The organism is Pseudomonas sp. RW3S2 (assembly GCF_014268955.1).
Lineage (GTDB): Bacteria > Pseudomonadota > Gammaproteobacteria > Pseudomonadales > Pseudomonadaceae > Aquipseudomonas > Aquipseudomonas wayambapalatensis.
The window spans coordinates 279,291-302,309 of record NZ_JABWRM010000002.1 but is presented as its reverse complement, the minus strand read 5'-3'; the positions used below and the strand labels follow the sequence as shown (position 1 = coordinate 302,309).

At 63.7% G+C, this 23,019-nt stretch carries 19 protein-coding genes, 1 pseudogene and 1 riboswitch; of the genes and pseudogenes, 17 read left to right on the top strand and 3 right to left on the bottom strand.

The window, feature by feature from the left end; all coding sequences use genetic code 11:
* Positions 1–236: 236 nt before the first annotated feature.
* The 12 genes and pseudogenes from paaA to HU748_RS04080 all read left to right on the top strand — a co-directional run bounded on the left by paaA (position 237) and on the right by HU748_RS04080 (position 12,437).
* A complete protein-coding gene (paaA, locus tag HU748_RS04135; RefSeq protein WP_065863738.1) occupies positions 237–1,226 on the top strand; it encodes a 1,2-phenylacetyl-CoA epoxidase subunit PaaA in 990 nt (329 codons plus the stop codon).
* Positions 1,227–1,252: 26 nt separating this feature from the next.
* Positions 1,253–1,534 (top strand): 1,2-phenylacetyl-CoA epoxidase subunit PaaB, encoded by a 282-nt coding sequence (paaB, locus tag HU748_RS04130; protein WP_004374528.1) that lies wholly within the window; start codon positions 1,253–1,255, stop codon positions 1,532–1,534.
* 8 nt (positions 1,535–1,542) lie between these two features.
* Positions 1,543–2,301, top strand: a complete 759-nt coding sequence (gene paaC, locus HU748_RS04125) for a 1,2-phenylacetyl-CoA epoxidase subunit PaaC (RefSeq protein ID WP_186719326.1) — start codon at positions 1,543–1,545, stop codon at positions 2,299–2,301.
* Positions 2,288–2,821 (top strand): 1,2-phenylacetyl-CoA epoxidase subunit PaaD, encoded by a 534-nt coding sequence (gene paaD / locus HU748_RS04120; RefSeq protein ID WP_186719324.1) that lies wholly within the window; start codon positions 2,288–2,290, stop codon positions 2,819–2,821. Before paaC ends, paaD begins: the two co-directional genes overlap by 14 nt.
* Positions 2,822–2,836: 15 nt before the next feature.
* Positions 2,837–3,913, top strand: a complete 1,077-nt coding sequence (gene paaE, locus HU748_RS04115) for a 1,2-phenylacetyl-CoA epoxidase subunit PaaE (RefSeq protein WP_186719322.1) — start codon at positions 2,837–2,839, stop codon at positions 3,911–3,913.
* Between the two features lie 150 nt (positions 3,914–4,063).
* Positions 4,064–4,372, top strand: coding sequence for a DUF485 domain-containing protein (locus HU748_RS04110; protein ID WP_054890632.1), 309 nt, complete (start codon positions 4,064–4,066; stop codon positions 4,370–4,372).
* Positions 4,363–5,931, top strand: a pseudogene (locus tag HU748_RS04105) (cation acetate symporter); the annotation flags it as partial. The gene HU748_RS04110 and the pseudogene HU748_RS04105, both read left to right, overlap by 10 nt.
* Before the next feature lie 33 nt (positions 5,932–5,964).
* Positions 5,965–7,197 carry an OprD family porin gene (locus tag HU748_RS04100; protein WP_186664843.1) on the top strand — a complete coding sequence of 411 codons (1,233 nt, stop codon included), beginning with the start codon at positions 5,965–5,967 and terminating at the stop codon, positions 7,195–7,197.
* 24 nt (positions 7,198–7,221) lie between these two features.
* Positions 7,222–9,273 (top strand): phenylacetic acid degradation bifunctional protein PaaZ, encoded by a 2,052-nt coding sequence (gene paaZ, locus HU748_RS04095; RefSeq protein ID WP_186719320.1) that lies wholly within the window; start codon positions 7,222–7,224, stop codon positions 9,271–9,273.
* An 82-nt stretch (positions 9,274–9,355) separates the two neighbouring features.
* Positions 9,356–9,562, top strand: a riboswitch (cobalamin riboswitch).
* A 111-nt stretch (positions 9,563–9,673) separates the two neighbouring features.
* Entirely contained in the window at positions 9,674–10,450 is a 777-nt protein-coding gene (locus HU748_RS04090; RefSeq protein ID WP_186719318.1) for an ABC transporter ATP-binding protein, read from the top strand.
* Complete coding sequence (locus HU748_RS04085; protein ID WP_186719316.1) at positions 10,447–11,415, top strand: ABC transporter substrate-binding protein; 969 nt, start codon at positions 10,447–10,449, stop codon at positions 11,413–11,415. The genes HU748_RS04090 and HU748_RS04085 overlap by 4 nt, the downstream gene beginning before the upstream one ends.
* Positions 11,415–12,437: an iron ABC transporter permease gene (locus tag HU748_RS04080; RefSeq protein ID WP_186719315.1), complete on the top strand. Its 1,023-nt coding sequence runs from the start codon at positions 11,415–11,417 to the stop codon at positions 12,435–12,437. The genes HU748_RS04085 and HU748_RS04080 overlap by 1 nt, the downstream gene beginning before the upstream one ends.
* Positions 12,438–12,559: 122 nt before the next feature.
* Here the strand turns inward: HU748_RS04080 and HU748_RS04075 are convergent, their stop codons facing one another.
* Entirely contained in the window at positions 12,560–13,081 is a 522-nt protein-coding gene (locus HU748_RS04075; RefSeq protein WP_186719314.1) for an acyloxyacyl hydrolase, read from the bottom strand.
* Positions 13,082–13,311: 230 nt separating this feature from the next.
* Complete coding sequence (locus HU748_RS04070) at positions 13,312–14,175, bottom strand: LysR family transcriptional regulator (protein WP_288377558.1); 864 nt, start codon at positions 14,173–14,175, stop codon at positions 13,312–13,314.
* Positions 14,176–14,293: 118 nt separating this feature from the next.
* On the opposite strand from HU748_RS04070, the gene HU748_RS04065 reads away from it, so the two are divergent.
* From HU748_RS04065 to HU748_RS04055, 3 genes are all read left to right on the top strand, one after another.
* Entirely contained in the window at positions 14,294–15,679 is a 1,386-nt protein-coding gene (locus HU748_RS04065; protein ID WP_186719312.1) for an aldehyde dehydrogenase family protein, read from the top strand.
* 254 nt (positions 15,680–15,933) lie between these two features.
* The gene (locus HU748_RS04060) at positions 15,934–17,004 is read left to right on the top strand and encodes an enoyl-CoA hydratase/isomerase family protein (RefSeq protein WP_186719311.1); all 1,071 of its coding nucleotides are present in this window, start codon (positions 15,934–15,936) and stop codon (positions 17,002–17,004) included.
* A gap of 17 nt (positions 17,005–17,021) precedes the next feature.
* Positions 17,022–18,173, top strand: a complete 1,152-nt coding sequence (locus HU748_RS04055) for an acyl-CoA dehydrogenase family protein (RefSeq protein WP_186719310.1) — start codon at positions 17,022–17,024, stop codon at positions 18,171–18,173.
* A gap of 73 nt (positions 18,174–18,246) precedes the next feature.
* On the opposite strand, the gene HU748_RS04050 is transcribed toward HU748_RS04055, so the two are convergent.
* A complete protein-coding gene (locus HU748_RS04050; protein ID WP_186719308.1) occupies positions 18,247–20,907 on the bottom strand; it encodes a hypothetical protein in 2,661 nt (886 codons plus the stop codon).
* A gap of 688 nt (positions 20,908–21,595) precedes the next feature.
* Between HU748_RS04050 and HU748_RS04045 the strand changes: the two genes are divergently transcribed.
* Together HU748_RS04045 and HU748_RS04040 are read left to right on the top strand one after the other, a co-directional pair.
* Positions 21,596–22,657, top strand: a complete 1,062-nt coding sequence (locus tag HU748_RS04045; protein WP_186664868.1) for a 3-deoxy-7-phosphoheptulonate synthase — start codon at positions 21,596–21,598, stop codon at positions 22,655–22,657.
* A 79-nt stretch (positions 22,658–22,736) separates the two neighbouring features.
* A complete protein-coding gene (locus HU748_RS04040) occupies positions 22,737–23,018 on the top strand; it encodes a peptidylprolyl isomerase (RefSeq protein ID WP_054890645.1) in 282 nt (93 codons plus the stop codon).
* The last annotated feature ends 1 nt before the right edge of the window (position 23,019 follow it).

Below are 23,019 nucleotides of genomic sequence, written 5' to 3'. Positions count from 1 at the left end.
CCCGGCCTTGTCCGGGGCTTTTTTTTGCGCCGTATTTGCCGGCCCTATCGCGGGACGAGCCCGCTCCCACTGACTCCAAGATTATCGAGCCGCCTGTGGGAGCGGGCTCGTCCCGCGATAGGGCCGCAACGTGATACACAATTTTATCTGATACATGTTTTTATGTTTGATGTTGGATCGCGTATCACTTATAAAGAACTCCATGCCCCAACCACCCCTGAGGCGGGAGCCCGAACATGTACGCACAGCTAGTCGAAACCGGCGTCAAACGTGTCAAGTCACTGGAAGAGATGTCGCCCGAAGAGCGCCATTTCCAGGAGAAGATCGACGCCGAGATCAAGATCGAACCGAAAAACTGGATGCCCGAGGCCTATCGCCAGACCCTGATTCGCCAGATCTCCCAGCACGCCCATTCGGAAATCGTCGGCATGCTCCCCGAGGGCAATTGGGTCACCCGCGCCCCGAGCCTCAAGCGCAAGCTGCAGTTGATGGCCAAGATCCAGGACGAAGCCGGCCACGGCCTGTACCTGTACAGCGCCATGGAGACCCTGGGCGCCGACCGCGACGAAGAGATCGCCAAGCTGCACAGCGGCAAGGCCAAGTACTCGAGCATCTTCAACTACCCGACCCTGAGCTGGGCCGACATGGGCGCGGTGGGCTGGCTGGTCGACGGAGCGGCGATCGTCAACCAGGTGGTACTGCAACGTACCTCCTACGGTCCCTACTCGCGCGCGATGATCCGTATCTGCAAGGAAGAGAGCTTCCATCAGCGCCAAGGCTACGAACTGCTGCTGACCATGATGCGCCACGGCACCCAGGCGCAGAAGGACATGGTCCAGGACGCAATCAATCGCCTGTGGTGGCCCTCGCTGATGATGTTCGGCCCCAGCGACGAACACTCCCCCAACAGCGCGCAGTCGATGGCCTGGAAGATCAAGCGCCAGACCAACGACGAACTGCGCCAGCGCTTCATCGACCAGACCGTACCGCAGCTCGAACTGCTCGGCTGCACCGCCCCTGACCCGGAACTGAAGTGGAACGCCGAACGCGGCCACTACGACTTCGGTGAAATCCAGTGGGACGAATTCTACGAAGTGATCAAGGGCAACGGCCCCTGCAACCAGGAGCGGGTCGCCACCCGTCGCCAGGCCATCGAAGACGGTGCCTGGGTACGCGAGGCCGCCGTGGCCTATGCGCGCAAGCAACAGAACAAGAACGCCGCCTGAAGCGGCGACCGATGCGGAGATCGAACATGTCTGTCTGGACCCTCTACGAAGTATTCGTGCGCAGCAAGCACGGTTTGAACCACAAGCACGTGGGCAGCGTGCATGCCGCCGACGCGGCCATGGCCATCGAGAACGCCCGTGAGCTGTACACCCGGCGCAGCGAGGGCGTGAGCCTGTGGGTGGTACCTTCGGCGCTGATCACCGCCTCTTCGCCTGACGAAAAAGACCCGCTGTTCGCCCCTTCGGACGACAAGGTCTATCGCCATGCCAGCTTCTACGAGCTGCCTGACGAAGTCGGACACATGTGAGGCCCGCCATGCACAACGACGATCTGATTCCCTACCTGCTGCTGCTCGGTGACAGCGCCCTGATCCAGGGCCAGCGCCTGTGCGAATGGTGTGGCCACGCCCCGGCACTGGAAGAAGAGCTGGCGCTGATGAATGTCGGCCTCGACCTGGTCGGCCAGGCGCGCAACTGGCTGGAGTATGCCGCCGAACTGCTCGACGACGGCCGCGATGCCGACGCCCTGGCGTTTCGCCGTGACGAGCGCGCCTTCCACAACCTGCTGCTGGTCGAGCAACCGAACGGCGATTTTGCCGTGACCATGACCAAGCAGTTCCTCTACGACGCCTGGCACCTGGCGATGCTCGAGGGCCTGTGCGCCTCCAGCGATCCGCGCATCGCCGGGATCGCGGCCAAAGCGCTCAAGGAGGTCACCTATCACCTGCGCCGCTCCGCTGAGTGGGTGCAGCGTCTGGGGGGTGGCACTGACGAAAGCCGTCGCCGCATGCTCGCGGCGATCCCGGCACTGTGGCGCTTCACCGTGGAGCTGAGCCAGGGCAGTGAAAGCGAGACGCGCCTGGCCGCCGCGGGTATTGCCGCCGACCCGGCGCAGGTGGGTCAAGCCTGGCTTGCCCAGGTCAGCGCCGTGTTCGCCTCGGTCGAGCTGCCGCAGCCCACGCCTGCCAGCCATTTCTACCTGAGCGGTCGCAAGGGACTGCACACCGAACATCTGGGCCTGCTGCTGGCCGAGATGCAGTTCCTGCCACGAGCCTACCCCGATGCGGCCTGGTGAGCTGATCGCCGGCGACCGTGGCGCCCGCAGCCTGCGCGAGGGCGACCTGGCGCGGGCCTGGGCGGTGCTGGAGCAGGTCATGGACCCGGAGGTGCCGGTGGTCAGCGTGGTCGATCTGGGGATCGTGCGCGACCTCGACTGGCGCGCCGGCCACCTGCACCTGGTGGTGACCCCCACCTACTCCGGCTGCCCGGCCACCGAGGTGATCGAGGGCGATATCCGCCAGGCCCTGGAACAGGCCGGTTTTGCCCAGCCTGCGCTGGAACGCCGTCTGACCCCAGCCTGGAGCACCGACTGGATCAGCGACCAGGGCCGCGAGCGCCTGCGGGTCTATGGCATCGCGCCGCCCCAGGGCAGTGCCAGCAAGCGCAGCCTGCTCGGCGAAGCCCCCCAGGTGCGCTGTCCGCAATGCGGCAGCACCCATACCGAACTGCTCAGCCAGTTCGGCTCCACGGCCTGCAAGGCGCTTTATCGCTGCCGCGAGTGCCTGGAGCCGTTCGACTATTTCAAATGCATTTGAGCCGTGGAGACGACCATGAGCCAGTTTCACAGCCTGACCATCAAGCAAGTGCGCCACGAGACACGCGACGCCGTGTCGATCGCCTTCGACGTCCCCGCCCATCTGCAGGACGCGTTCCGCTTCACCCAGGGCCAGTACCTGGTGATGCGTACCTTTCTCGACGATGAGGAGGTGCGCCGTTCCTACTCGATCTGCAGTGCCGTGCAGGACGGCGAGCTGCGCGTGGCGGTCAAGCGCGTGCCAGGCGGGCGCTTCTCGGCATTCGCCAACGACGTGCTCGCGGCCGGCCAGCAACTGGAGGTAATGCCGCCCAGCGGCAGCTTCTTCGTGCCGCTGCAGGCCGAGCGCTACGGCCATTACCTGGGAGTGGCCGCAGGCAGCGGCATCACCCCGATCCTGTCGATCATCGCCACCACCCTGGCCTGCGAGCCCAACAGCCGCTTCACCCTGCTGTACGGCAACCGCGCCAGCAACAGCGCACTGTTTCGCGATCGCCTGGAAGACCTGAAGAACCGCTATCTGGACCGCCTGAACCTGATTTTCGTGTTCAGCCGCGAACAGCAGGATGTCGACCTGTACAACGGCCGTATCGACGCCGACAAGTGCGGCCAGCTGTTCTCTCGCTGGTTCGACGTGCAGGCCCTCGATGCCGCCTTTATCTGCGGGCCGCAGGCGATGACCGAAACCGTGCGTGCCAGCCTCGAAGACAACGGCATGCCACGCGAGCGCATCCATTTCGAGCTGTTCGCCGCCGCCGGCAGCGAAACCCGGCGCGAAGCCCGCGAGGCGGCGCGCCAGCTGGACTCGGCGCTGAGCCATATCACCGTGATCAGCGATGGCCGCGCACTGGCCTTCGACCTGCCGCGCAACAGCCAGAACATCCTCGATGCCGGCAATGCCATCGGTGCCGAACTGCCCTATTCGTGCAAGGCCGGGGTGTGCTCGACCTGCAAGTGCCGGGTCATCGAGGGCGAGGTGGAAATGGACAGCAACCATGCGCTGGAGGACTACGAGGTGGCGGCGGGGTATGTGCTGTCGTGCCAGACGTATCCGCTGAGCGATCGCGTGGTGCTGGATTTCGATCAGCTTTGAGACCGCGTCGCCTTCATCGCGGGACGAGCCCGCTCCCACAGGTACAGCGGTGCCCACAGGTCTTGTGGGAGCGGGCTCGTCCCGCGTTGAGGCCATCTGCAACACCCTGCGTGACCTGAAAAACAATTACAAGACAGAGGACCGCTTCCCATGACACCCGAGCACATCGATTCCATCAGCAAGCACCCCGACTTCCAGCAACTGATCCGCCGCAAGCGCCGCCTCAACGGCAGCCTCACCCTCACCATGCTCGCCGCCTACTACGGCTTCGTGCTGCTGGTGGCCTTCGCCCCCGGCCTGCTCGGCCAGTCGCTCAGTGGCGGCGTCACCAGCGTCGGCATGCTGGTGGGGGTGCTGATGGTGCTGTTGTCGTTCGCCCTGACCGGCATCTACATGCACCGTGCCAACCGCGTCATCGACCCGCTCAACGACAAGGTTCGCCAGGAGTGCGCGCAATGAACTGGACTGCCATCTCGATGTTCATGGTGTTCGTCTGCTTCACCCTGCTGGTGACCCGCTGGGCCGCAGCGCGCACCCGCTCGACCAGTGATTTCTACACGGCAGGCGGCGGCCTGACCGGGATGCAGAACGGCCTGGCGATCGCGGGCGACATGATCAGCGCCGCGTCCTTCCTCGGCATCTCGGCGATGATGTTCATGAACGGCTACGACGGCCTGCTCTACGCCCTGGGCGTACTCGCCGGCTGGCCGATCATCCTGTTCCTGATCGCCGAGCGCCTGCGCAACCTGGGCAAGTACACCTTCGCCGACGTGGTCTCCTATCGTCTGGCCCAGGCCCCGGTGCGCCTGAGCGCAGCGTTCGGCACACTGACCGTCGCGCTGTTGTACCTGGTGGCGCAGATGGTCGGTGCCGGCAAGCTGATCGAGTTGCTGTTCGGTATCAGCTACCTCTACGCCGTCACCCTGGTAGGCGTACTGATGGTGCTGTACGTGACTTTCGGCGGCATGCTCGCCACCACCTGGGTGCAGATCATCAAGGCGGTGATGCTGCTGTCGGGCACCACCTTCATGGCGTTCATGGTGCTCAAGCATTTCGGTTTCAGCACCGAGGCAATGTTCGCCAGCGCCGTGGCGGTGCATGCCAAGGGCCAGGCGATCATGGCCCCCGGGGCACTGCTGTCCAACCCCATCGACGCCATCTCGCTGGGCCTGGGCATGATGTTCGGCACCGCCGGGCTGCCACACATCCTCATGCGCTTCTTCACCGTCAGCGACGCCAAGGAAGCACGCAAGAGCGTGTTCTACGCCACAGGTTTCATCGGCTACTTCTACCTGCTGCTGATCGTCATCGGTTTCGGCGCCATCGTCATGGTGGGGACCGAGCCGGCCTACCGAGACGCCAGCGGCGCGATCATCGGCGGCGGCAACATGGTCGCCGTGCACCTGGCCCAGGCCGTGGGTGGCAACCTGTTCCTGGGCTTCATCTCGGCGGTGGCCTTCGCCACGATTCTGGCCGTGGTCGCAGGCCTGGCGCTGTCCGGTGCCTCGGCGATCTCCCACGACCTCTATGCCTGCGTCGTGCGCAAGGGCCAGGCCAGCGAGCAGGAAGAAATGCGCATGTCGCGCATCGCCACTCTGCTGATCGGCCTGCTCGCGGTGCTGCTGGGGTTGCTGTTCGAATCGCAGAACATTGCCTTCCTCTCTGGCCTGGTGCTGGCGATCGCCGCCTCGGTCAACTTCCCGGTGCTGCTGCTCTCGATGTTCTGGAAGGGCCTGACCACCCGTGGCGCAGTAGCCGGCAGCATGGCCGGGCTGGTCTCGGCCATCGTGCTGGTGGTGCTGGGCCCGGCGGTGTGGGTCAACGTGCTGCACAACGAGCGCGCGCTGTTCCCCTACAGCAACCCGGCGCTGTTCTCCATGAGCCTGGCCTTCCTCGGTGCCTGGGCCTTCTCGGTCACCGACAGCTCGCAACGGGCCAGCGAAGAACGTGGCCGCTACCTTGGCCAGTTCATTCGCTCCATGACCGGGATCGGCGCCGCGGGCGCCAGCAAGCACTGAACCCTTGAACCTCGAATGTCGGATATAACAACAATGAACCACACTCGTCTCAAGTCGGCCGCCTGGCTGGCCACCCTCGCCCTGCCCTTGCCCGCCATGGCGGATTTCATCGCTGACAGCCACGCCCGCGTTGAACTGCGCAACCACTACATCAACCGTGATTTCCGCCAGTCCAACGCACCGCAAGCCAAGGCCGAAGAATGGGCCCAAGGTTTCACCGCACGCTTCGAATCGGGCTTCAGCGAGGGCCCGGTAGGGCTGGGCGTGGATGCCATGGGGCAACTGGGGATCAAGCTCGACTCCAGCCGCGACCGGCGCAACACCGGCCTGCTGCCCTTCGGCCCGCACAGCCTGGAGCCGGTGGACGATTACAGCGAGCTGGGGCTGACCGGCAAGCTACGGGTATCGAAGAGCACCCTGCGCCTGGGCACCCTGCAGCCGATTCTGCCCGTGGTGGTGTACAACGACACCCGCCTGCTGTCATCGACCTTCCAGGGCGGCCTGCTGACCAGCCAGGAGCTCGAGGGGCTGACCGTCAACGCCGGACGCCTGACCAAGGCCAACCTGCGCGACTCCTCCGGGCGCGACGACATTGGCTACGGCGCGGCCAGCAGCGACCACTTCGACTTCGGTGGCGGCAGCTACGCGATCACCCCGCAGACCAGCGTCAGCTACTACTACGCCAAGCTCGACGAGATCTACCGCCAGCAGTACCTGGGCCTGCTGCACACCCAGCCACTGGGCGAGGGTTTGAGCCTGCGCAGCGACCTGCGCTACTTCGACAGCCGCGGCGACGGCGCCGAACGCGCCGGGCGCATCGACAACCGCAACTTCAACGCCATGTTCACCCTGGGCGTGAAGGCCCACAAGTTCACCGCCACCTGGCAGCAGATGTCCGGCGACAGCGCGTTTCCGTTTCTCAACGGCGGCGACCCCTACACCGTCAACCTGGTCACCTACAACACTTTCACCCGCGCAGGTCTCGACTCCTGGCAGGTGCGCTACGACTACGACTTCGTCGCGATGGGCATTCCGGGCCTGAGCTTCATGACCCGCTATACCGACGGTCGCCACGCCGAAACCGCGACCCTCAGCAATGGCCGCGAACGCGAGCGCGACACCGACATCACCTACGTCATCCAGAGCGGCCCGTTCAAGGACGTCAGCCTGCGCTGGCGCAACGTCACCTTCCGTTCCGGCAATGGCCTGACCAACGCCGTGGACGAAAACCGCCTGATCATCGGCTACACCCTGGCGCTGTGGTAACCGCGCCCTTCAAAGGAGAACAGCATGTCTGACGCCCACACCCTGCAGAGTTTCATCGCCGGCCGCTGGATCGGCCAGCACGGCGCCCAGGCCCTGCGCAGCGCCCTCGATGGGCAGGTCCTGGCCTATAGCCATGAGGAACGCCCGGACTTCGCCGAAGCGCTGGATTTCGGCCGCCGCCAGGGCCTCGCCGGGCTCATGGCCCTGGATTTTCAACAGCGCGCCGCACGCCTGAAGGCCCTGGCGTTGTACCTGGCCGAGCGCAAGGAACAGCTCTACGCCCTCTCCCACCACAGCGGCGCGACCCGGGCCGACAGCTGGATCGACATCGAAGGCGGCAATGCCACGCTGTTTTCCTACTCCGGCATCGGCACCCGCGAGTTGCCCTCGGGCAACCTGCTGCACGAAGGCCCGGCCATCCCGCTGGGCAAGCAAGGGCGTTTCGCCGGCAGCCATATCCTGGTGCCACGGGCAGGCGTGGCGGTGCACATCAACGCCTTCAACTTCCCGATCTGGGGCATGCTGGAGAAGTTCGCGCCGACCTTCCTCGCCGGCATGCCGTGCATCGTCAAGCCCGCGACGTCTACCAGTTACCTGACCGAAGCCGTGGTGCGCCTGATCGACGAATCCGGCCTGCTGCCACCCGGCAGCCTGCAACTGGTGATCGGCAGCACCGGCGACTTGCTCGAACGCCTGCAGGGCCAGGACCTGGTGACCTTCACCGGCTCCGCCGACACCGCCGCCAAGCTGCGCATGACGCCGAACCTGGTGCGCAACTCGGTGCCCTTCACGGCTGAAGCCGACTCGCTGAACTGCGCCATCCTCGGGCCGGATGTAACCCCGGACGACGAGGAGTTCGACCTGTACATCAAAGAGGTGGTGCGCGAGATGACCACCAAGGCAGGCCAGAAGTGCACGGCCATTCGCCGCGCCATCGTGCCGGCCAGGCACCTGGATGCCGTCGCCACCCGCCTGCGCGAACGCCTGGCCAAGGTGGTGGTGGGTGATCCGGCGGTCGAAGGCGTACGCATGGGCGCGCTGGCCTCCCACGACCAGCAGCGTGATGTCGGCGAGCGCGTGCGCAGCCTGCTGCAAAGCTGCGACCAACTGTTCGGCGCCAGCGACGGTTTTTCGCCGGTGGGCGAAGGCGTGGCCGAAGGTGCGTTCTTCGCCCCGACCCTGCTGCACGCACGCGACCCGCACGCCGAGGGCGGCGCCCACGATATCGAGGCGTTCGGCCCGGTCAGCACCCTGATGGCCTACGACGACCTGGACGAAGCCCTGGCCCTGGCCGCACGAGGCAAGGGCAGCCTGGTGGCGACCCTGGTGACCCGCGACCGCGCCATCGCCGCCAAGGCCATTCCCGCGGCGGCCGCCTGGCACGGCCGTCTGCTGGTGCTCGACCGCGAGGCTGCGCCCGAGTCCACCGGCCACGGTTCACCATTGCCGCAGCTCAAGCACGGCGGCCCCGGGCGTGCCGGGGGCGGCGAAGAGCTTGGTGGCCTGCGTGCGGTCAAGCACTACCTGCAGCGTGCCGCGATCCAGGGTTCGCCGAGCATGCTGGCGGCGATCACTGGCGAGCACGTGCGTGGCGCTGAAGTGATCGAGACCGAGGTGCACCCGTTCCGTCGCTACTTCGATGAACTGCGCATCGGCGAGTCGCTGCTGACCCACCGACGTACCGTCACCGAGGCGGACCTGGTGAACTTCGGCTGCCTGTCGGGCGACCACTTCTACATGCATTTCGACGAGATCGCCGCCAAGCAGTCGCAGTTCGGCAAGCGCATCGCCCATGGCTACTTCGTGCTGTCAGCGGCGGCCGGACTATTCGTGTCGCCGGGTGAAGGGCCGGTACTGGCCAACTACGGGCTGGACACCCTGCGCTTTATCAACCCGGTGGGGATCGGTGACACGATCCAGGCGCGCCTGACCTGCAAGCGCAAAATCGACCAGGGCAAGACCAGCCCGTTGGGGCAGCCGCAAGGGGTGGTGGCCTGGGATGTGGAGGTGACCAACCAGCTCGGTGAACTGGTGGCCAGTTACGACATCCTGACGCTGGTGCTCAAGCGCAGCTGATCATTGCCGGCCTGACGTGTCGGCCCTGGCGCGGGTGTGCCCCGCGACAGGGCCGGTTGACTCCCCACCCCATAAATGCTCAGATGCGCCCCTTGTTTCAGGTGTCCCCTGCCGCCGAGCCGGGGATTAAACGGGAAGCCGGTGCCTCGCTCCTGCGAGCAGTCCGGCGCTGCCCCCGCAACGGTAAGCGAGCGATGCATTCGATACACCACTGTGCCAACGGCATGGGAAGGTGAATGCCTCATGCCCCTCGCAAGCCCGGAGACCGGCCTGTCACAGCAGTTGGCAACTCCCGCGGTGGGCGGGCGCAGGCCGGTTCTCGCGGCGGCCGCGCGCCCGCGACAGCTGCGCGCACCTCCACCGTTCGGGTATCACTCACCCTGCGACGGTTGGTTCATCCATGTCATGCCCTACCCTGCACATCCAAGGCCTGCACTGGTCGCCGCACAGCGGTGGGCAGCCGCTGCTGGAGGGTATCGACCTGCAGATCGGCGCCGGTGAATTCGTCGGTCTGATCGGCCCCAACGGCAGTGGCAAGACCAGCCTGCTGCGCTGCGCCTACCGCTTCAATCGCCCCAGCGCCGGTCAGGTGCACCTCGATGGCGAGGATATCTGGCAGCGCAACCCACGCTGGGTCGCCCAGCGCATCGCGGTGATGCTGCAGGAGTTCCCCGAAGATTTTGGCCTGAGCGTACGTGACGTCGTTGCCATGGGCCGCACCCCGCATCTGGGCTGGTTCGAGGGCGACGGCGAGCCGAGCCTGATCGACGACACCCTCGCCAGGCTCGACCTGCTGCCGCGCGCCCTCGACGCCTTCGTCTGCCTGTCGGGCGGCGAAAAGCAGCGCGTGCTGCTGGCGCGGGCACTGGTCCAGCAACCTCGGCTGCTGATCCTCGACGAGCCGACCAACCACCTCGACCCACGCTTCCAGCTGGCCCTGTTGCAGCAACTGCGCAGCACCGGCCTGAGCCTGCTGGCCAGCTTCCACGATCTGAACCTGGCCGCCGCCTTCTGCGATCGGCTGTACGTGATCGATGCCGGGCGCATCGTCGCCCACGGCACGCCAGAACACGTGCTCACCGAGCAATGCCTGGCCGAGGTGTTCGGCGTACAGGCCCTGGTCGACCGCCACCCGCTGGCCTCCCATCCACGCATTACCTGGATCAGCCCTGCATGAAATCGCTGCTCACCAGCCTGGCCCTGCTGGCCGCCCTGCCCCTGGCCGCCCAGGCCGACAACTATCCACTGACCGTGCGCAGTTGCGAGCGCGACGTCACCTTCACCCATGCGCCGCAGCATGCCGTCAGCCATGACATCAATCTCACCGGCATGCTCCTGGCCCTCGGGCTGCGCGACCACATGGCCGGCTACAGCGGCATCAGCGGCTGGAAAACCCTCGACCCAAACCTGCGCGAAGCACTTGACGGGCTGCCAGAGCTGGCGCCGCGCTACGTGTCGGTGGAAAACCTGCTCGATGCCAACGCCGACTTCTTCCTCGCCGGCTGGAGCTATGGCATGCGCATCGGCGGGCCGGTCACCCCACAGACCCTCGCGCCCTTCGATATCCCGGTGTATGAACTGAGCGAGTCGTGCTCCTGGATCATGCCCCAGCGCCAGGCCAGCCTCGAGGACCTCTACCGCGACCTGGACAACCTTGGCCGGATCTTCGATGTGCGCGAGCGCGCCACTGCGCTGGTTGGCCAGTTGCGCCAACGCGTCGAGCGTGTTGCGGCGCAGATGGCCGAGGTCAAGCAACGGCCGCGCGTATTCCTCTATGACAGCGGTGAAGACCGCCCCACCACTTCCGGGCGCCTGGGGATGCCGCAGGCGCTGATCAGCACGGCAGGAGGCGATAACGTCTTGAGCGATGTGGCCGCCAGCTGGACCCAGGTGAACTGGGAGAGCGTGGTGGAACGCGATCCGCAGGTGATCGTGATCGTCGACTACGGGCCCACCAGTTGGCAGCACAAACGCGACTTCCTCCTGCACCACCCGGCGCTGGGCAGTGTCGAGGCGATCCGCAAGCAGCGCTTCGTGGTGCTGTCGTACCTGGAGGTGACACCGTCGGTGGAGAACGCCCAGGCCATCGAGACCCTGGCCACGGCCCTGCATCCGCAGCGCTTCGCCGAGGCCCGCCGCTGATGCCGATTCGCAGCCCTGCGGGCTATCGCCTGCTGATCGTTTCGCTGCTGCTGGCCTTGCTGCTGTCGTGCCTGCTGTCGCTGGGGTTCGGCTCGGCGCAGGTCGCATTGGGCAAAGTGGTCGGCATTGTCCTGCAGCAGGTGGGGCTGGGGGAAAACGGCGACTGGAGCCGCGGCCAGGCGCAGATCGTCTGGCAGATCCGCGCACCGCGCGTGTTGCTGGGGACGCTGGTCGGCGCAGGGTTGGCAATGGTCGGCGGCGCCCTGCAGGCGGTGACCCGCAATCCCCTGGCCGATCCGCACCTGCTGGGTGTCAGCTCCGGGGCGGTGTTCGGCGCAGTGCTGGTGGTGCTGTTTCTCGGCCCGTTCGCCGGGGCCTTCAGCCTGCCCTTGGCAGCGTTCATCGGCGCGTTGGGCAGTATGTTGCTGGTGCTCGGCGTGGCCAGCCGCGGTGGGCGCCTGGAGAGCGATCGCCTGCTGCTGGCCGGGGTGGCGGTGTCGTTCGTGGTGATGGCCGCCGCCAACCTGCTGCTCTACACCGGCGACCCGCATGCCGCCGCCTCGGTGATGTTCTGGATGCTCGGCGGGCTGGGCCTGGCGCAGTGGTCGCTGTTGTGGCTGCCGGCCGTTTGCGTGCTGGCGGGCTTCGTACTGTTGATGAGCCTGGCGCGGGCGCTGAACGCGCTGATGAGTGGCGAGCAGACCGCTGTGAGCCTGGGCTTCGACACCCGGCGCGTGCGGGCCAAGGTGTTCGTCGGTACGGCGTTGCTGACCGGTGTGCTGGTGTCGCTGTCGGGCGCCATCGGTTTCGTCGGCCTGATGCTGCCCCACGTGGCTCGTCGCCTGGTGGGCGCCGAGCATCGCCGCCTGCTGCCGGCCTGCGCCTTGCTCGGGGCGCTGTTCATGATCTGGGTCGATGTCGGCGCACGCACCCTGATCGCCCCGCAGGATCTGCCAATCGGCATCGCTACGGCGGCCATCGGCGGCCTGTTCTTCATCCTCTTGCTGAGGCGCAAGGCCTGACACGCACGGACGTGGATCGAAGGGTGGATGAGCAACTGCTCGAACATCGGGTGGCACGGCAGGTGCTGATCGCCCGCCAGTGATGCACCGTCGGCCCGATACCGACGGTGCACAGGCAGCGCTTAGAAGCCGGCGCTGTAGAACAGCGCGTACGACTCGATGCCGTCGTTCGGCTGCTTGATGCCGGCGTTGGAATAATGCGTGGCGCGGATGCCGATCTTCTGTTGACCCGGCAGCTTCAGGCCGAAACCGATGCGGTCTTCGAAGTTGACCGACGAGCCCAGCTTCTGATCACCGACGTCGGTCTTGGAGAAGGCGGCCAGGCCGATACCGGCCTCGATGAACGGGACGTAGCCCGAATCGCCGAACTCATAGACAAACACCGGGCTGAACGACAGGGAGTGGGCGCCGCTGTAGTCACCGCCCTCCCAGTAGGTGTAGGCGCCATCCCAGTAACCGGTCAGGTGACCGGTGCTGCTCTGCAGCCACTTCTTGTCCCAGTCGAACGACAGGCCGATGCGATAGGTCATGTCGCCCTGACTGGTGGCGCCCACGGCGCCAGAGATTTGCGCGGCCTGGGCCAGGTTGGTACCGGCAAGGGCCAGCACGGCGGCGGCCAGCGAGGTGGCAAGACGGGTTTTCATCAATGACTACTCCAGAAGGTCTTCACGGGCAGGTGCCCTGGTGGGTCGTGCCTGCAGCAAGTGGAGGCTTGGCCTCTCGTTCTTCGCTTGCGCCCCAGGCCATCCCACCTGGGGTCACAAGTAGTAATACTTTTCTGATTATCGTCAGCCGCGATAAAAGATGAAAGTCATTTGCCACTATCGAACAGGAAAAAAGTTAGCAAGGTATCGGTTTTTTCGCCTTGAACCCTTCAGCCGGCCTGCTCCTCCAGCAGACGGATGAACATGCTCAGGCTGCGTGACACCGTCCCGCGACGCCACACCAGCCAGGTCTTGAGGTAACGAAAATCCTCGGACAACGGCCAGGCGCTGACGGTACTGGCGCCGGGCATGCTGTCGAGCATGCTGCGCGGCATCAGGGCCAGGCCTGCACCGGCGCTGACACAGGCGAGCATGCCGTGGTACGACTCCATCTCGTGGATCTTGCCCGGGACGGCCTTGTCCTTGACGAACCAGCTCTCGAAGTGATGCCGGTACGAGCAGTTGGCGCGAAAGGCATAGATGCTTTCGCCGTTGACGTCCTGGGCGCGGCTGACCGGAGCGTGGTTCAAGGGGGCGATGACCATCATCTCCTCCTCGAACACCGGCATGCCTTCCAGTGTCGGGTGCAGCACCGGGCCATCGACGAAGGCTGCCACCAGCCGCCCCGACAGCACCCCTTCGAGCATGGTCCCCGAAGGGCCGGTGGAAAGATCCAGGTCGACCTTCGGATAACGCTGGTTATAGGCTGCCAGCACTGCCGGGATGCGTACCGCCGCAGTACTCTCCAGCGAGCCGAGGGCAAAGGTGCCTTGCGGGTCTTCGCCGGCCACGGTCGAGCGTGCCTCCTGCACCAGCTCAAGGATGCGCCGGGTGTATCCAAGGAAGTTCCAGCCCGCAGGAGACAGGCGCAGGCGGCTCTTTTCGCGGATGAACAGCTCCACCCCCAGGTCTTCTTCGAGCTGCTTGATACGGGTGGTCAGGTTCGACGGCACCCGATGGATGTGTTGGGCGGCAGCGCTGATGCTGCCGTGCTCGGCCACCGCCTTGAACATTTCCAGTTGCACCAGGTCCACAGCCATTCTCCATTCGTGAATGTTTCGCTCATTATTATTCAGTTTTCATTAAAGCTGCACGCCTCTAGTCTGGCCTTCAGTCGAATACGACACCGCCAAGACAACAAGAGGACCCGCCATGAGCGAGATCAGCAGCCTGACCCATGCCATTTCCGTCGACCCGTACAGCGGCGAACAGATTGGCGCCTACCCCTACGACACCGATGCCGCACTGGACGCTGCCCTGCAACGCGCCAAGGTCGGCTACGCCCAGTGGCGCCATGTGTCGCTGGGTCAGCGCAGCGAATACCTGATCGCCCTGGCCAATACCCTGCAGGCCAACCATGAAGCCTTCGCGGTGATGATCACCCGCGAGATCGGCAAGCCGATCACCCAGGCTCGCGGCGAAGTGACCAAGTGCATCGGCCTGTGCCAGTGGTACGCCGAACACGGCCCGGCCATGCTCGCCCCCGAGGCCACCCAGATCGAGAAAGCGCGCATCGAATACCGCCCGCTCGGCCCGATCCTCGCGGTGATGCCGTGGAACTTCCCGATCTGGCAAGTGCTGCGTGGTGCCGTCCCCGCCCTGCTGGCTGGCAACACCTACGTACTCAAGCACGCACCGAACGTGATGGGCAGCGCCTACCTGCTGGCCGACCTGTTCAAGCAGGCTGGCTTGCCGCAAGGCGTGTTCGAGGTGGTCAATGTCACCCCGGATGGCGTCACCCGCGCGATCAATGACCCGCGCATCGCCGCCATTACCCTCACCGGCAGCGTACGTGCAGGCATGGCCATCGGCGCTCAAGCGGGCGCTGCGCTGAAGAAGTGCGTGCTCGAACTGGGCGGTTCCGATCCGTTCATCGTGCTGGCCGATGCCGACCTCGATGCCGCCGTCAAAGCTGCAGTGATCGGCCGCTACCAGAACACCGGCCAGGTCTGCGCCGCGGCCAAGCGTTTCATCGTGGAAGACAGCATCGTCGAGGCCTTCACGCAGAAGTTCGTGGAAGCGACCCGCGCCCTGAAAATCGGCAACCCACTGCAGGATGACACCTACCTCGGCCCGATGGCCCGCTTCGACCTGCGCGACGAACTCGATGGCCAGGTCCAGGCGACTCTCGCCGAAGGCGCCACGCTGCTGCTGGGCGGCAAGAAGGTCGAAGGCAGCGCCAACTTCTACGAGCCGACCGTGTTCGCCAACGTCACCCCCGACATGACCGCCTTCAAGCAGGAGCTGTTCGGTCCGGTGGCGGCGATCATCAGCGCCCGTGACGCCGAGCACGCGGTAGAACTGGCCAACGACAGCGAATTCGGCCTGGCGGCGACGATCTACACCGCTGACCTGGCACGGGCCGAGCGCATGACCTCGGCACTGGACACCGGCGGTGTGTTCATCAACGGCTATTGCGCCTCTGACCCCCGCGTAGCGTTCGGTGGCGTGAAGAAGAGCGGTTTCGGGCGTGAGCTGTCGCACTTTGGTGTGCGCGAGTTCTGCAACGTGCAGACGGTGTGGCTGGATCGCAACTGAGGCGAGTGCGCGCCGCTCTTTTCGCGGGCAAGCCCGCTCCCACAGGGTCTAGTGTGATCCTCAGTAGGAGCGGGCTTGCCCGCGAAGAGGCCAGCACCCACACCGCAGATGCCTGATCATCTGCCACAAAAATGCACCCCACCCCTGCAGATTTACCAATTGTGTCAGGCAAATACGCATGGCAGGATCCGTTGATCCTCCAGCGTATTTCCAGACTTAACGTGGAAAATCAATAACAAAGCAGGGAGACCGCGATGACCGCGCACGCTCAACCAACGGCCACGGATCATGTTCTGGCCGACACCCGCAACCACATCGGCCACCTGACCCTCAACCGGCCCGCCGGCCTCAACGCGTTGACCCTCGACATGGTGCGCAGCCTGCAGCGCCACCTCGACGCCTGGGCGCAAGACCCGCAAGTCAAGGCCGTGGTCCTGCGCGGCGAAGGCCCCAAGGGCTTCTGCGCAGGGGGCGACATCCGTTCGCTGCATGACAGCTTCAAGGCCGGCAGCAACCTGCATGAGCGCTTTTTCGTCGAGGAATACGCCCTCGACCTGTGCATCCATCATTACCGCAAACCGATCCTCGTGTTGATGGACGGCTTCACCCTCGGCGGCGGCATGGGCCTGGCCCAGGGCGCGGACCTGCGCATCGTCACCGAACGCAGCCGCCTGGGGATGCCCGAGGTCGGTATCGGCTACTTCCCCGATGTGGGTGGTAGCTACTTCCTGTCGCGCATCCCCGGCGAGCTGGGCATCTACCTGGGTGTCAGCGGCGCGCAGATCCAGGCCGCCGATGCCCTGTACTGTGGGCTGGCGGACTGGTACGTGGACAGCGCAAAACTGACCGCGTTGGACGAAGGCCTGGATCATCTGAACTTCGGCGACCAGCCACTCAAGGATCTGCAAGGTCTGCTCGCCAAACTTGGCTCCCAGACGCTGGACGACGCGCCGCTGGCCAAGCTGCGCCCGGCCATCGATCACTTCTTCGCCCAGCCCGACCTGGCCAGCATCATCGAGCAACTACGCGCCGTGAGCATCGGCGACAGCCGCCCCTGGGCACTGGCCACCGCCGATCAGCTGGAAACCCGCTCGCCGCTGGCGATGGCGGTTACCCTGGAAATGTTGCGCCGCGGCCGCCACTTGAGCCTGGAAGACTGCTTCGCCATGGAACTGCACCTGGACCGCCAGTGGTTCGCCCATGGCGACATCATCGAGGGCGTGCGTGCGCTGATCGTCGACAAGGACAAGCAACCTCGCTGGAACCCGCCCACCCTCGCCGCGCTGTCGCGCCAGCGGGTCGATCAATTCTTCGAAGGCCTGTGAGCCCGGGAGTACACAGCATGCAAGACCTGGAACTGAGCGAAGAACAGATCATGATCCGCGACATGGCCCGGGACTTTGCCCGTGGCGAGATCGCGCCGCATGCCCAGGCCTGGGAGAGGGCTGGCTGGATCGACGATGACGTCGTCCGCGCCATGGGTGAGCTGGGCCTGCTGGGCATGGTCGTGCCCGACACCTTCGGTGGCAGCTACACCGACTACGTCGCCTATGCCCTGGCGGTAGAAGAGATCTCGGCTGGCGACGGCGCGACCGGTGCGATGATGAGCATCCACAACTCGGTCGGCTGCGGCCCGCTGCTGGCCTACGGCAGCGCTGAGCAACAGCAGCAATGGCTGCCGCGCCTGGCCAGTGGCGAAGTGATTGGCTGCTTCTGCCTGACCGAGCCCCAGGCTGGCTCCGAAGCCCACAACCTGCGTACCCGCGCCGAGCTGGTCGATGGCCACTGGGTGATCAACGGCGCCAAACAGTTCGTCAGCAACGCCCGCCGCGCAGGGCTGGCCATCGTCTTTGCCGTCACCGACCCGGAGCTGGGCAAGAAGGGCCTGTCGGCGTTTCTGGTAGAGACCGACAACCCAGGGTTCAAGGTCGATCGCAGCGAACACAAGATGGGCATCCGCGCCTCGGACACCTGTGCGGTCACCCTCGACGACTGCCGCATCCCCGCCGCCAATCTGCTGGGCGAGCGCGGCAAGGGCCTGGCCATCGCCCTGTCCAACCTCGAAGGCGGGCGCATCGGCATCGCCGCCCAGGCACTGGGCATCGCCCGCGCAGCCTTCGAAGCAGCGCTGACCTATTCGCGCGAGCGCATCCAGTTCGGCAAACCGATCAACGAGCACCAGAGCATCGCCAACCTGCTGGCCGACATGCAGGTGCAGGTCAATGCCGCACGCCTGCTGATCCTCCACGCCGCACGCCTGCGCACGGCCGGCAAGCCGTGCCTGTCGGAAGCCTCGCAGGCCAAGCTGTTCGCCTCGGAAATGGCCGAGCGGGTGTGCTCCATGGCCATCCAGGTGCATGGCGGCTATGGCTATCTTGAGGACTATCCGGTGGAGAAGTACTACCGCGATGCGCGCATTACCCAGATCTACGAGGGCTCAAGCGAGATTCAGCGGATGCTGATTGCGCGCGAGTTGAGGCATTATATGCTTTGAGGGTTACGAATGCTGCCGCAGGCAACCTATGGCAGCATTCGGCTTGGTTATACTGAATCGACCAACAGCATGATCACGCTAATTCATAGTCAACGTTATCAATTAAGACCGTACCACACGTGTCTGGCCTCTTCATGGTGAAATATTTAATAGGCACATCCAGCGAAGCGCAGGTGACCTTAGTAGCGTAGGAAGTAGATCCCACAGTCACCTTCACATTTTTGATCAACTTATTTTCGGCACTATAAAAACAAACCTCATGAACCATACCATGACTCCCGCTAGTATCAAAACTTACTGCTGACGCCCCACTACGAAGTAAAATCTTTACCGTACCCGCGCTCAAAACCAAGCAATTATTTTTAATCGGCAAGTAACTGGCACTAGTCACGCCACTCATCAGAGACACAACCCCATGAAATCGCTGGACGGTCAAGGCAGGCAATACAAAATCTTCCAGAATGTTCTGAGGCTTGCAGGATTCAAAATCCTCGAAGGTTGCAGATACCAATACCCCAAGCAAATCCACTGTCACCGAACGTGATTCCAATCTGCTTCCAGATGGATTTCGCTCGACTTCATACGTCATCACCACGCTTTTCGAATTACTCACTCCCCGCCAAGCGCTCATCGGAATATTGACACTTTGTTTGCCAATTACCTCCACCGTATGCACTGTGACGCTTGCCCCGCTAAATTTGATACGAATTCGGTCGCCCACAGCCATACCTGCATACTGGGGAACTTCGACTACTAATCCACTTAGTCCAATCTGCCCAAGGTCAAGCTTGCCATTCTGGGCGGCAGGCACGTTAAGCAGGGCAAACGTCTTAGCCAACATCTGCTCTGTGGCGATCCTAAAGGTGAGCGTTTCGGAGGCGTGGGTCGGCTTTGACGCCCGATCAACATAATAAGTAACCCATACCGTAACGGGTTCGTCGCTCTCTATCGCCAGTAGGTGTTCGGGAATCAGGAAGGGCGAGACTTCACCACCAGACTCCACGTCTTCTTCATCCTCGTAGTATCCGCCCTCGCTGGTTTCCCAAACAACCGCCACTGTGCATGGCGTTGGGTCCACCCCTTCTTGCGGAATATCAATCTGCATACCGAATGCGTACTCGGGCAATTTCGGATCGAGGATACCATCGGGTAGTTCACGCCCGGGGAAGGGGGCCGGCAGCGTCACGGCAGGGTCACCGATGTAGTATCTGACAACCTCCGAATGGAACGTTTTCCCCCCTCGTACGACCGTGTATGAGATATCAACCCACCCACCATCGAGTGGCTTGAGAAAATCCGGGCCGGAGAGCCGAATCGGGATTTGTTTGCCTACCCGTTGCGAGGAAACGCGGAACATCCTGCTGTTCAAGTTGAGATGCTCATCGCCGGAACACGGGGTGCCCATCCAATTCACGGTGACCTGGTCTCTTTCTTCAAGCATTGCCTGTACCGGGATCAATACGTGAACCACTCGGTGGTTTGCATCGACCCAGAAGCCGTCCGCCGGATCCAACAGTGGAGCCACTAGCCCGGCGCCCTCACCTGCTATATCGAAGAAGGCCACCTTGGAAACTGCCCGTAAGCCGTTCCGGGTCAGGGTATAGCTCAAGTCAGCGCCACCTCCAGCCAGTGCAACCAAGACCTCGAAAGGCACCTTGAACATGTGCTCTTTCGTTGCGCGGGTGATGACTTCTGGCCCATAGGTCGCCGGAATAGCCTGCCCGGCTTCGGTGGTGCCATTCCAGTGCAGGGTGATACTGTCACCACTCTGGAACGCCCCCGACACTCTGACTTCCAGGTGCGTTGCATCCTTCCCGAATATGAAAGGATCAATCACCCCCGTTTCAATCACGGCGCCATCGCTATCAAGCACAACCGGAGCGGCCAGTTCCAAGCCTGTCAGATTGACCTTGGCCCACGCGTTGACAGACCATTCCGACTCATTGCCAACCTCATCGCATACATAGTAATAAACCGGCAAGGCGTCGCTATCGCCTGCCTGCTTGATGACACTTGCATCCACTTCGATGACGATGGCCTTGCCACGGGCTTCGTCCGCAGAAACGAAATGCTCGACAGAATGATCATGCCCCCAGAAGAGATGGATTCGGTCGCCTGCATGGGCACTCAGGTATCGCGGAATAGTGACTTTGATCTTGCCTTCGGCATCCGCCATGCCGATCTCGCCAGATGCAGGCAGGCTGACGATAGGTGCCGCCAGTTCCTGCCCCTTGCCTTTTTCACCTTCGACGCCCGGCTGTCCGAAACGGACCAGGGTGGTCACCGTCAACGATCGTGTCCGGCAGTCCTTCGATAGCACCTCATAGCGCAGGACCTTTAAACCTCTCGGTATGTAATCATCAGCAACAATCAAGGAAAACTCGGTTTTCTTGAGCCTTTCATGATCGATGCGCAGGCTCGCGACCAAAAAGTCGTCCCAGTAGAGCAGCAGCGTATCCCGCTCTTGGATACCTGCCCAGGCTTTGATTGTCACGATAACGCCTTTGGGATCCTCATCGATCAGTTCATCACTGATACCGAAGTTCGCATTGGGTAAATGCTCGACGGCGCCGTTGACATACGGCCACGATAACCCGGTTGGTGGCTTTGCGGACGTGCTGGCCATGTGCTTTTCGAAAGCGGCCATATTCGCCTTGGTGAGTTCTGTTCCGTCAGAGTCGTCAATCACTGCATTTTTCAGATCAAGCCCTGTGCCTTGCGAAAATGAGTTCATTGTAAATTCCCTTTCTAGCGATCGGCCGGAATGGCATTTCAAGACTAGTTTGAAGGTCCTAAGCGCCACAACTGGCATATTTATCAGGTGGCGCAGGCGTTTCTGGCTATCTACCCAGTCGTCTGCAGAGCACGCTTGCCTCTCTCTGCACACCGGCGGATATCGAGCTGATTGAATTTCTTTATTGAATACCTGTACCTGGTGCAGTAAGCTCGACCCCATTCAGTGGAGAGCAACATGTCGAAACACACCTGCAATCACGCCAACACCACCGGTCGCACCGCGCGCCCTGTGCTGGCCGTTGCCGGTCGTAACGTCGCCTGCTCCTATTTTGGGTATTGGTTTAGCCACTAGGCGCCGATACCCACACGGCGCCCACCTTCGAGGGGCCGCCGAACATGAGAATACTCAAACCCCCGGTCGGCTCCCCGACCGGGGGTTTTGCGTTTCCAGGCCCTGAAAAACATCCATTCGTTCCGAGGACAGATTCATGAACTACACCAGCTACCCCTACGCAGACACCTACGCCTGGCGATTTAGCCAATCCCGTTCGGGCCAGCCTGCCGCCTCCGTACGGTCCATCACTGGTGGCGACGCTGCACACAGCAATCATCCGAATACCTGTCGAACACCTCGATAGGGCCGACAGCGCGGGAAGCACCCGCCGTCCGCCCAGGGAAACAACGCCATGCAAGCTTCGAATCTCGCTCTGCCCCTGACCCAACCTGCCGCTGCCAACACCTCCGTCAGCCAGCGCCTGCCCAGCCCTCACCTGCTCAAGCAGCAGATGCCGCTTTCCAGTGAACTCGCCCAGCAAGTCCACGCCCATCGCCAGGCCGTGCGCGCCATTCTCGAAGGCCGCGACCCACGCCTGCTGGTGATCGTCGGCCCATGCTCGATCCACGACCCACGCTCGGCCCTTGAATACGCCGACCGCCTGGCGGCCCTGAGCCGTGAAGTCGATGACAAGCTGCTGCTGGTGATGCGTGCCTACGTGGAAAAGCCGCGCACCACCGTAGGCTGGAAAGGCCTGGCGTACGACCCGCACCTGGACGGCAGCGACGACATGCACGCCGGTATCGCCCTGTCCCGGGGCTTGATGCTGGGCATGCTCGAGCGCGGCCTGCCGATCGCCACCGAACTGCTCCAGCCGATGGCTGCGGGCTACTTCGATGACCTGCTGAGCTGGGCGGCCATCGGTGCACGCACCACCGAATCGCAGATTCACCGCGAGATGGTCAGCGGCCTGGAGCTGCCCGTCGGCTTCAAGAACGGCACCGACGGCGGCGTCGCCATCGCCACCGATGCCATGCGCAGCGCCGCAGCACCGCACCGCCACTTCGGCATGGATGCGCAAGGCTACCCGGCGATCATCGAGACCTTCGGCAACCCGGATACCCACCTGGTGCTGCGCGGCGGCCACAAGGGCCCGAACTACGATGCCGACAGCATCGCCCTGGCCCGCCAGGGGCTGGCCAAGGCCGGGCTTGCGGCGCGGATCATGGTCGATTGCAGCCACGCCAACAGCGGCAAGGACCCGGCGCGCCAACCCGCGGTATTCGAGGATGTGCTGAGCCAACGCCTGGCCGGTGACACCTCGATCGTCGGCGTGATGCTCGAGGGGCACCTGTTCGACGGCTGCCAGGCGCTGGGCAAGGGCACATTGAAATACGGCGTGTCGATCACCGATGGCTGCCTGGGCTGGGATTCGACCGACACCTTGCTGCGCCAGGCGGCAGATAAGTTGTAGGAGGCTCACGGCAAGCCTTGCGAGACATTTCGCAGCCAATTGCGCTAGGCTTGCCGTTTCACATCAAGGAGTAGTTCCCATGGCACGTGCCACCGCCCGCCACATCCTCGTCAGCAGCGAAGAGAAGTGCAACGAACTCAAGGCTCAGATTGAAGCCGGTGCCGACTTCGGCGAAATCGCCAAGGCCAACTCCACCTGCCCGTCCAGCCGCCAGGGCGGTGACCTGGGTTCCTTCGGCCCAGGCCAGATGGTCAAGGAATTCGACACCGTGGTGTTCAGCGCGCCAGTCAACACTGTGCAAGGCCCGGTCAAGACCCAGTTCGGCTACCACCTGCTGGAAGTGACCAGCCGCCAGGACTGAT

Bases quoted from the DNA above. Each gene is read 5' to 3' on its own strand.
- HU748_RS04060 (WP_186719311.1), top strand. From the start codon at position 15,934: ATGACCGCGCACGCTCAACCAACGGCCACGGATCATGTTCTGGCCGAC.
- HU748_RS04050 (WP_186719308.1), bottom strand. From the start codon at position 20,907: ATGAACTCATTTTCGCAAGGCACAGGGCTTGATCTGAAAAATGCAGTG.
- paaD (WP_186719324.1), top strand. From the start codon at position 2,288: ATGCGGCCTGGTGAGCTGATCGCCGGCGACCGTGGCGCCCGCAGCCTG.
- HU748_RS04075 (WP_186719314.1), bottom strand. From the start codon at position 13,081: ATGAAAACCCGTCTTGCCACCTCGCTGGCCGCCGCCGTGCTGGCCCTT.
- HU748_RS04090 (WP_186719318.1), top strand. From the start codon at position 9,674: ATGTCATGCCCTACCCTGCACATCCAAGGCCTGCACTGGTCGCCGCAC.
- HU748_RS04085 (WP_186719316.1), top strand. From the start codon at position 10,447: ATGAAATCGCTGCTCACCAGCCTGGCCCTGCTGGCCGCCCTGCCCCTG.
- HU748_RS04080 (WP_186719315.1), top strand. From the start codon at position 11,415: ATGCCGATTCGCAGCCCTGCGGGCTATCGCCTGCTGATCGTTTCGCTG.
- paaB (WP_004374528.1), top strand. From the start codon at position 1,253: ATGTCTGTCTGGACCCTCTACGAAGTATTCGTGCGCAGCAAGCACGGT.
- paaA (WP_065863738.1), top strand. From the start codon at position 237: ATGTACGCACAGCTAGTCGAAACCGGCGTCAAACGTGTCAAGTCACTG.
- HU748_RS04045 (WP_186664868.1), top strand. From the start codon at position 21,596: ATGCAAGCTTCGAATCTCGCTCTGCCCCTGACCCAACCTGCCGCTGCC.
- HU748_RS04065 (WP_186719312.1), top strand. From the start codon at position 14,294: ATGAGCGAGATCAGCAGCCTGACCCATGCCATTTCCGTCGACCCGTAC.
- paaC (WP_186719326.1), top strand. From the start codon at position 1,543: ATGCACAACGACGATCTGATTCCCTACCTGCTGCTGCTCGGTGACAGC.
- paaZ (WP_186719320.1), top strand. From the start codon at position 7,222: ATGTCTGACGCCCACACCCTGCAGAGTTTCATCGCCGGCCGCTGGATC.
- HU748_RS04110 (WP_054890632.1), top strand. From the start codon at position 4,064: ATGACACCCGAGCACATCGATTCCATCAGCAAGCACCCCGACTTCCAG.
- HU748_RS04040 (WP_054890645.1), top strand. From the start codon at position 22,737: ATGGCACGTGCCACCGCCCGCCACATCCTCGTCAGCAGCGAAGAGAAG.
- paaE (WP_186719322.1), top strand. From the start codon at position 2,837: ATGAGCCAGTTTCACAGCCTGACCATCAAGCAAGTGCGCCACGAGACA.
- HU748_RS04100 (WP_186664843.1), top strand. From the start codon at position 5,965: ATGAACCACACTCGTCTCAAGTCGGCCGCCTGGCTGGCCACCCTCGCC.
- HU748_RS04055 (WP_186719310.1), top strand. From the start codon at position 17,022: ATGCAAGACCTGGAACTGAGCGAAGAACAGATCATGATCCGCGACATG.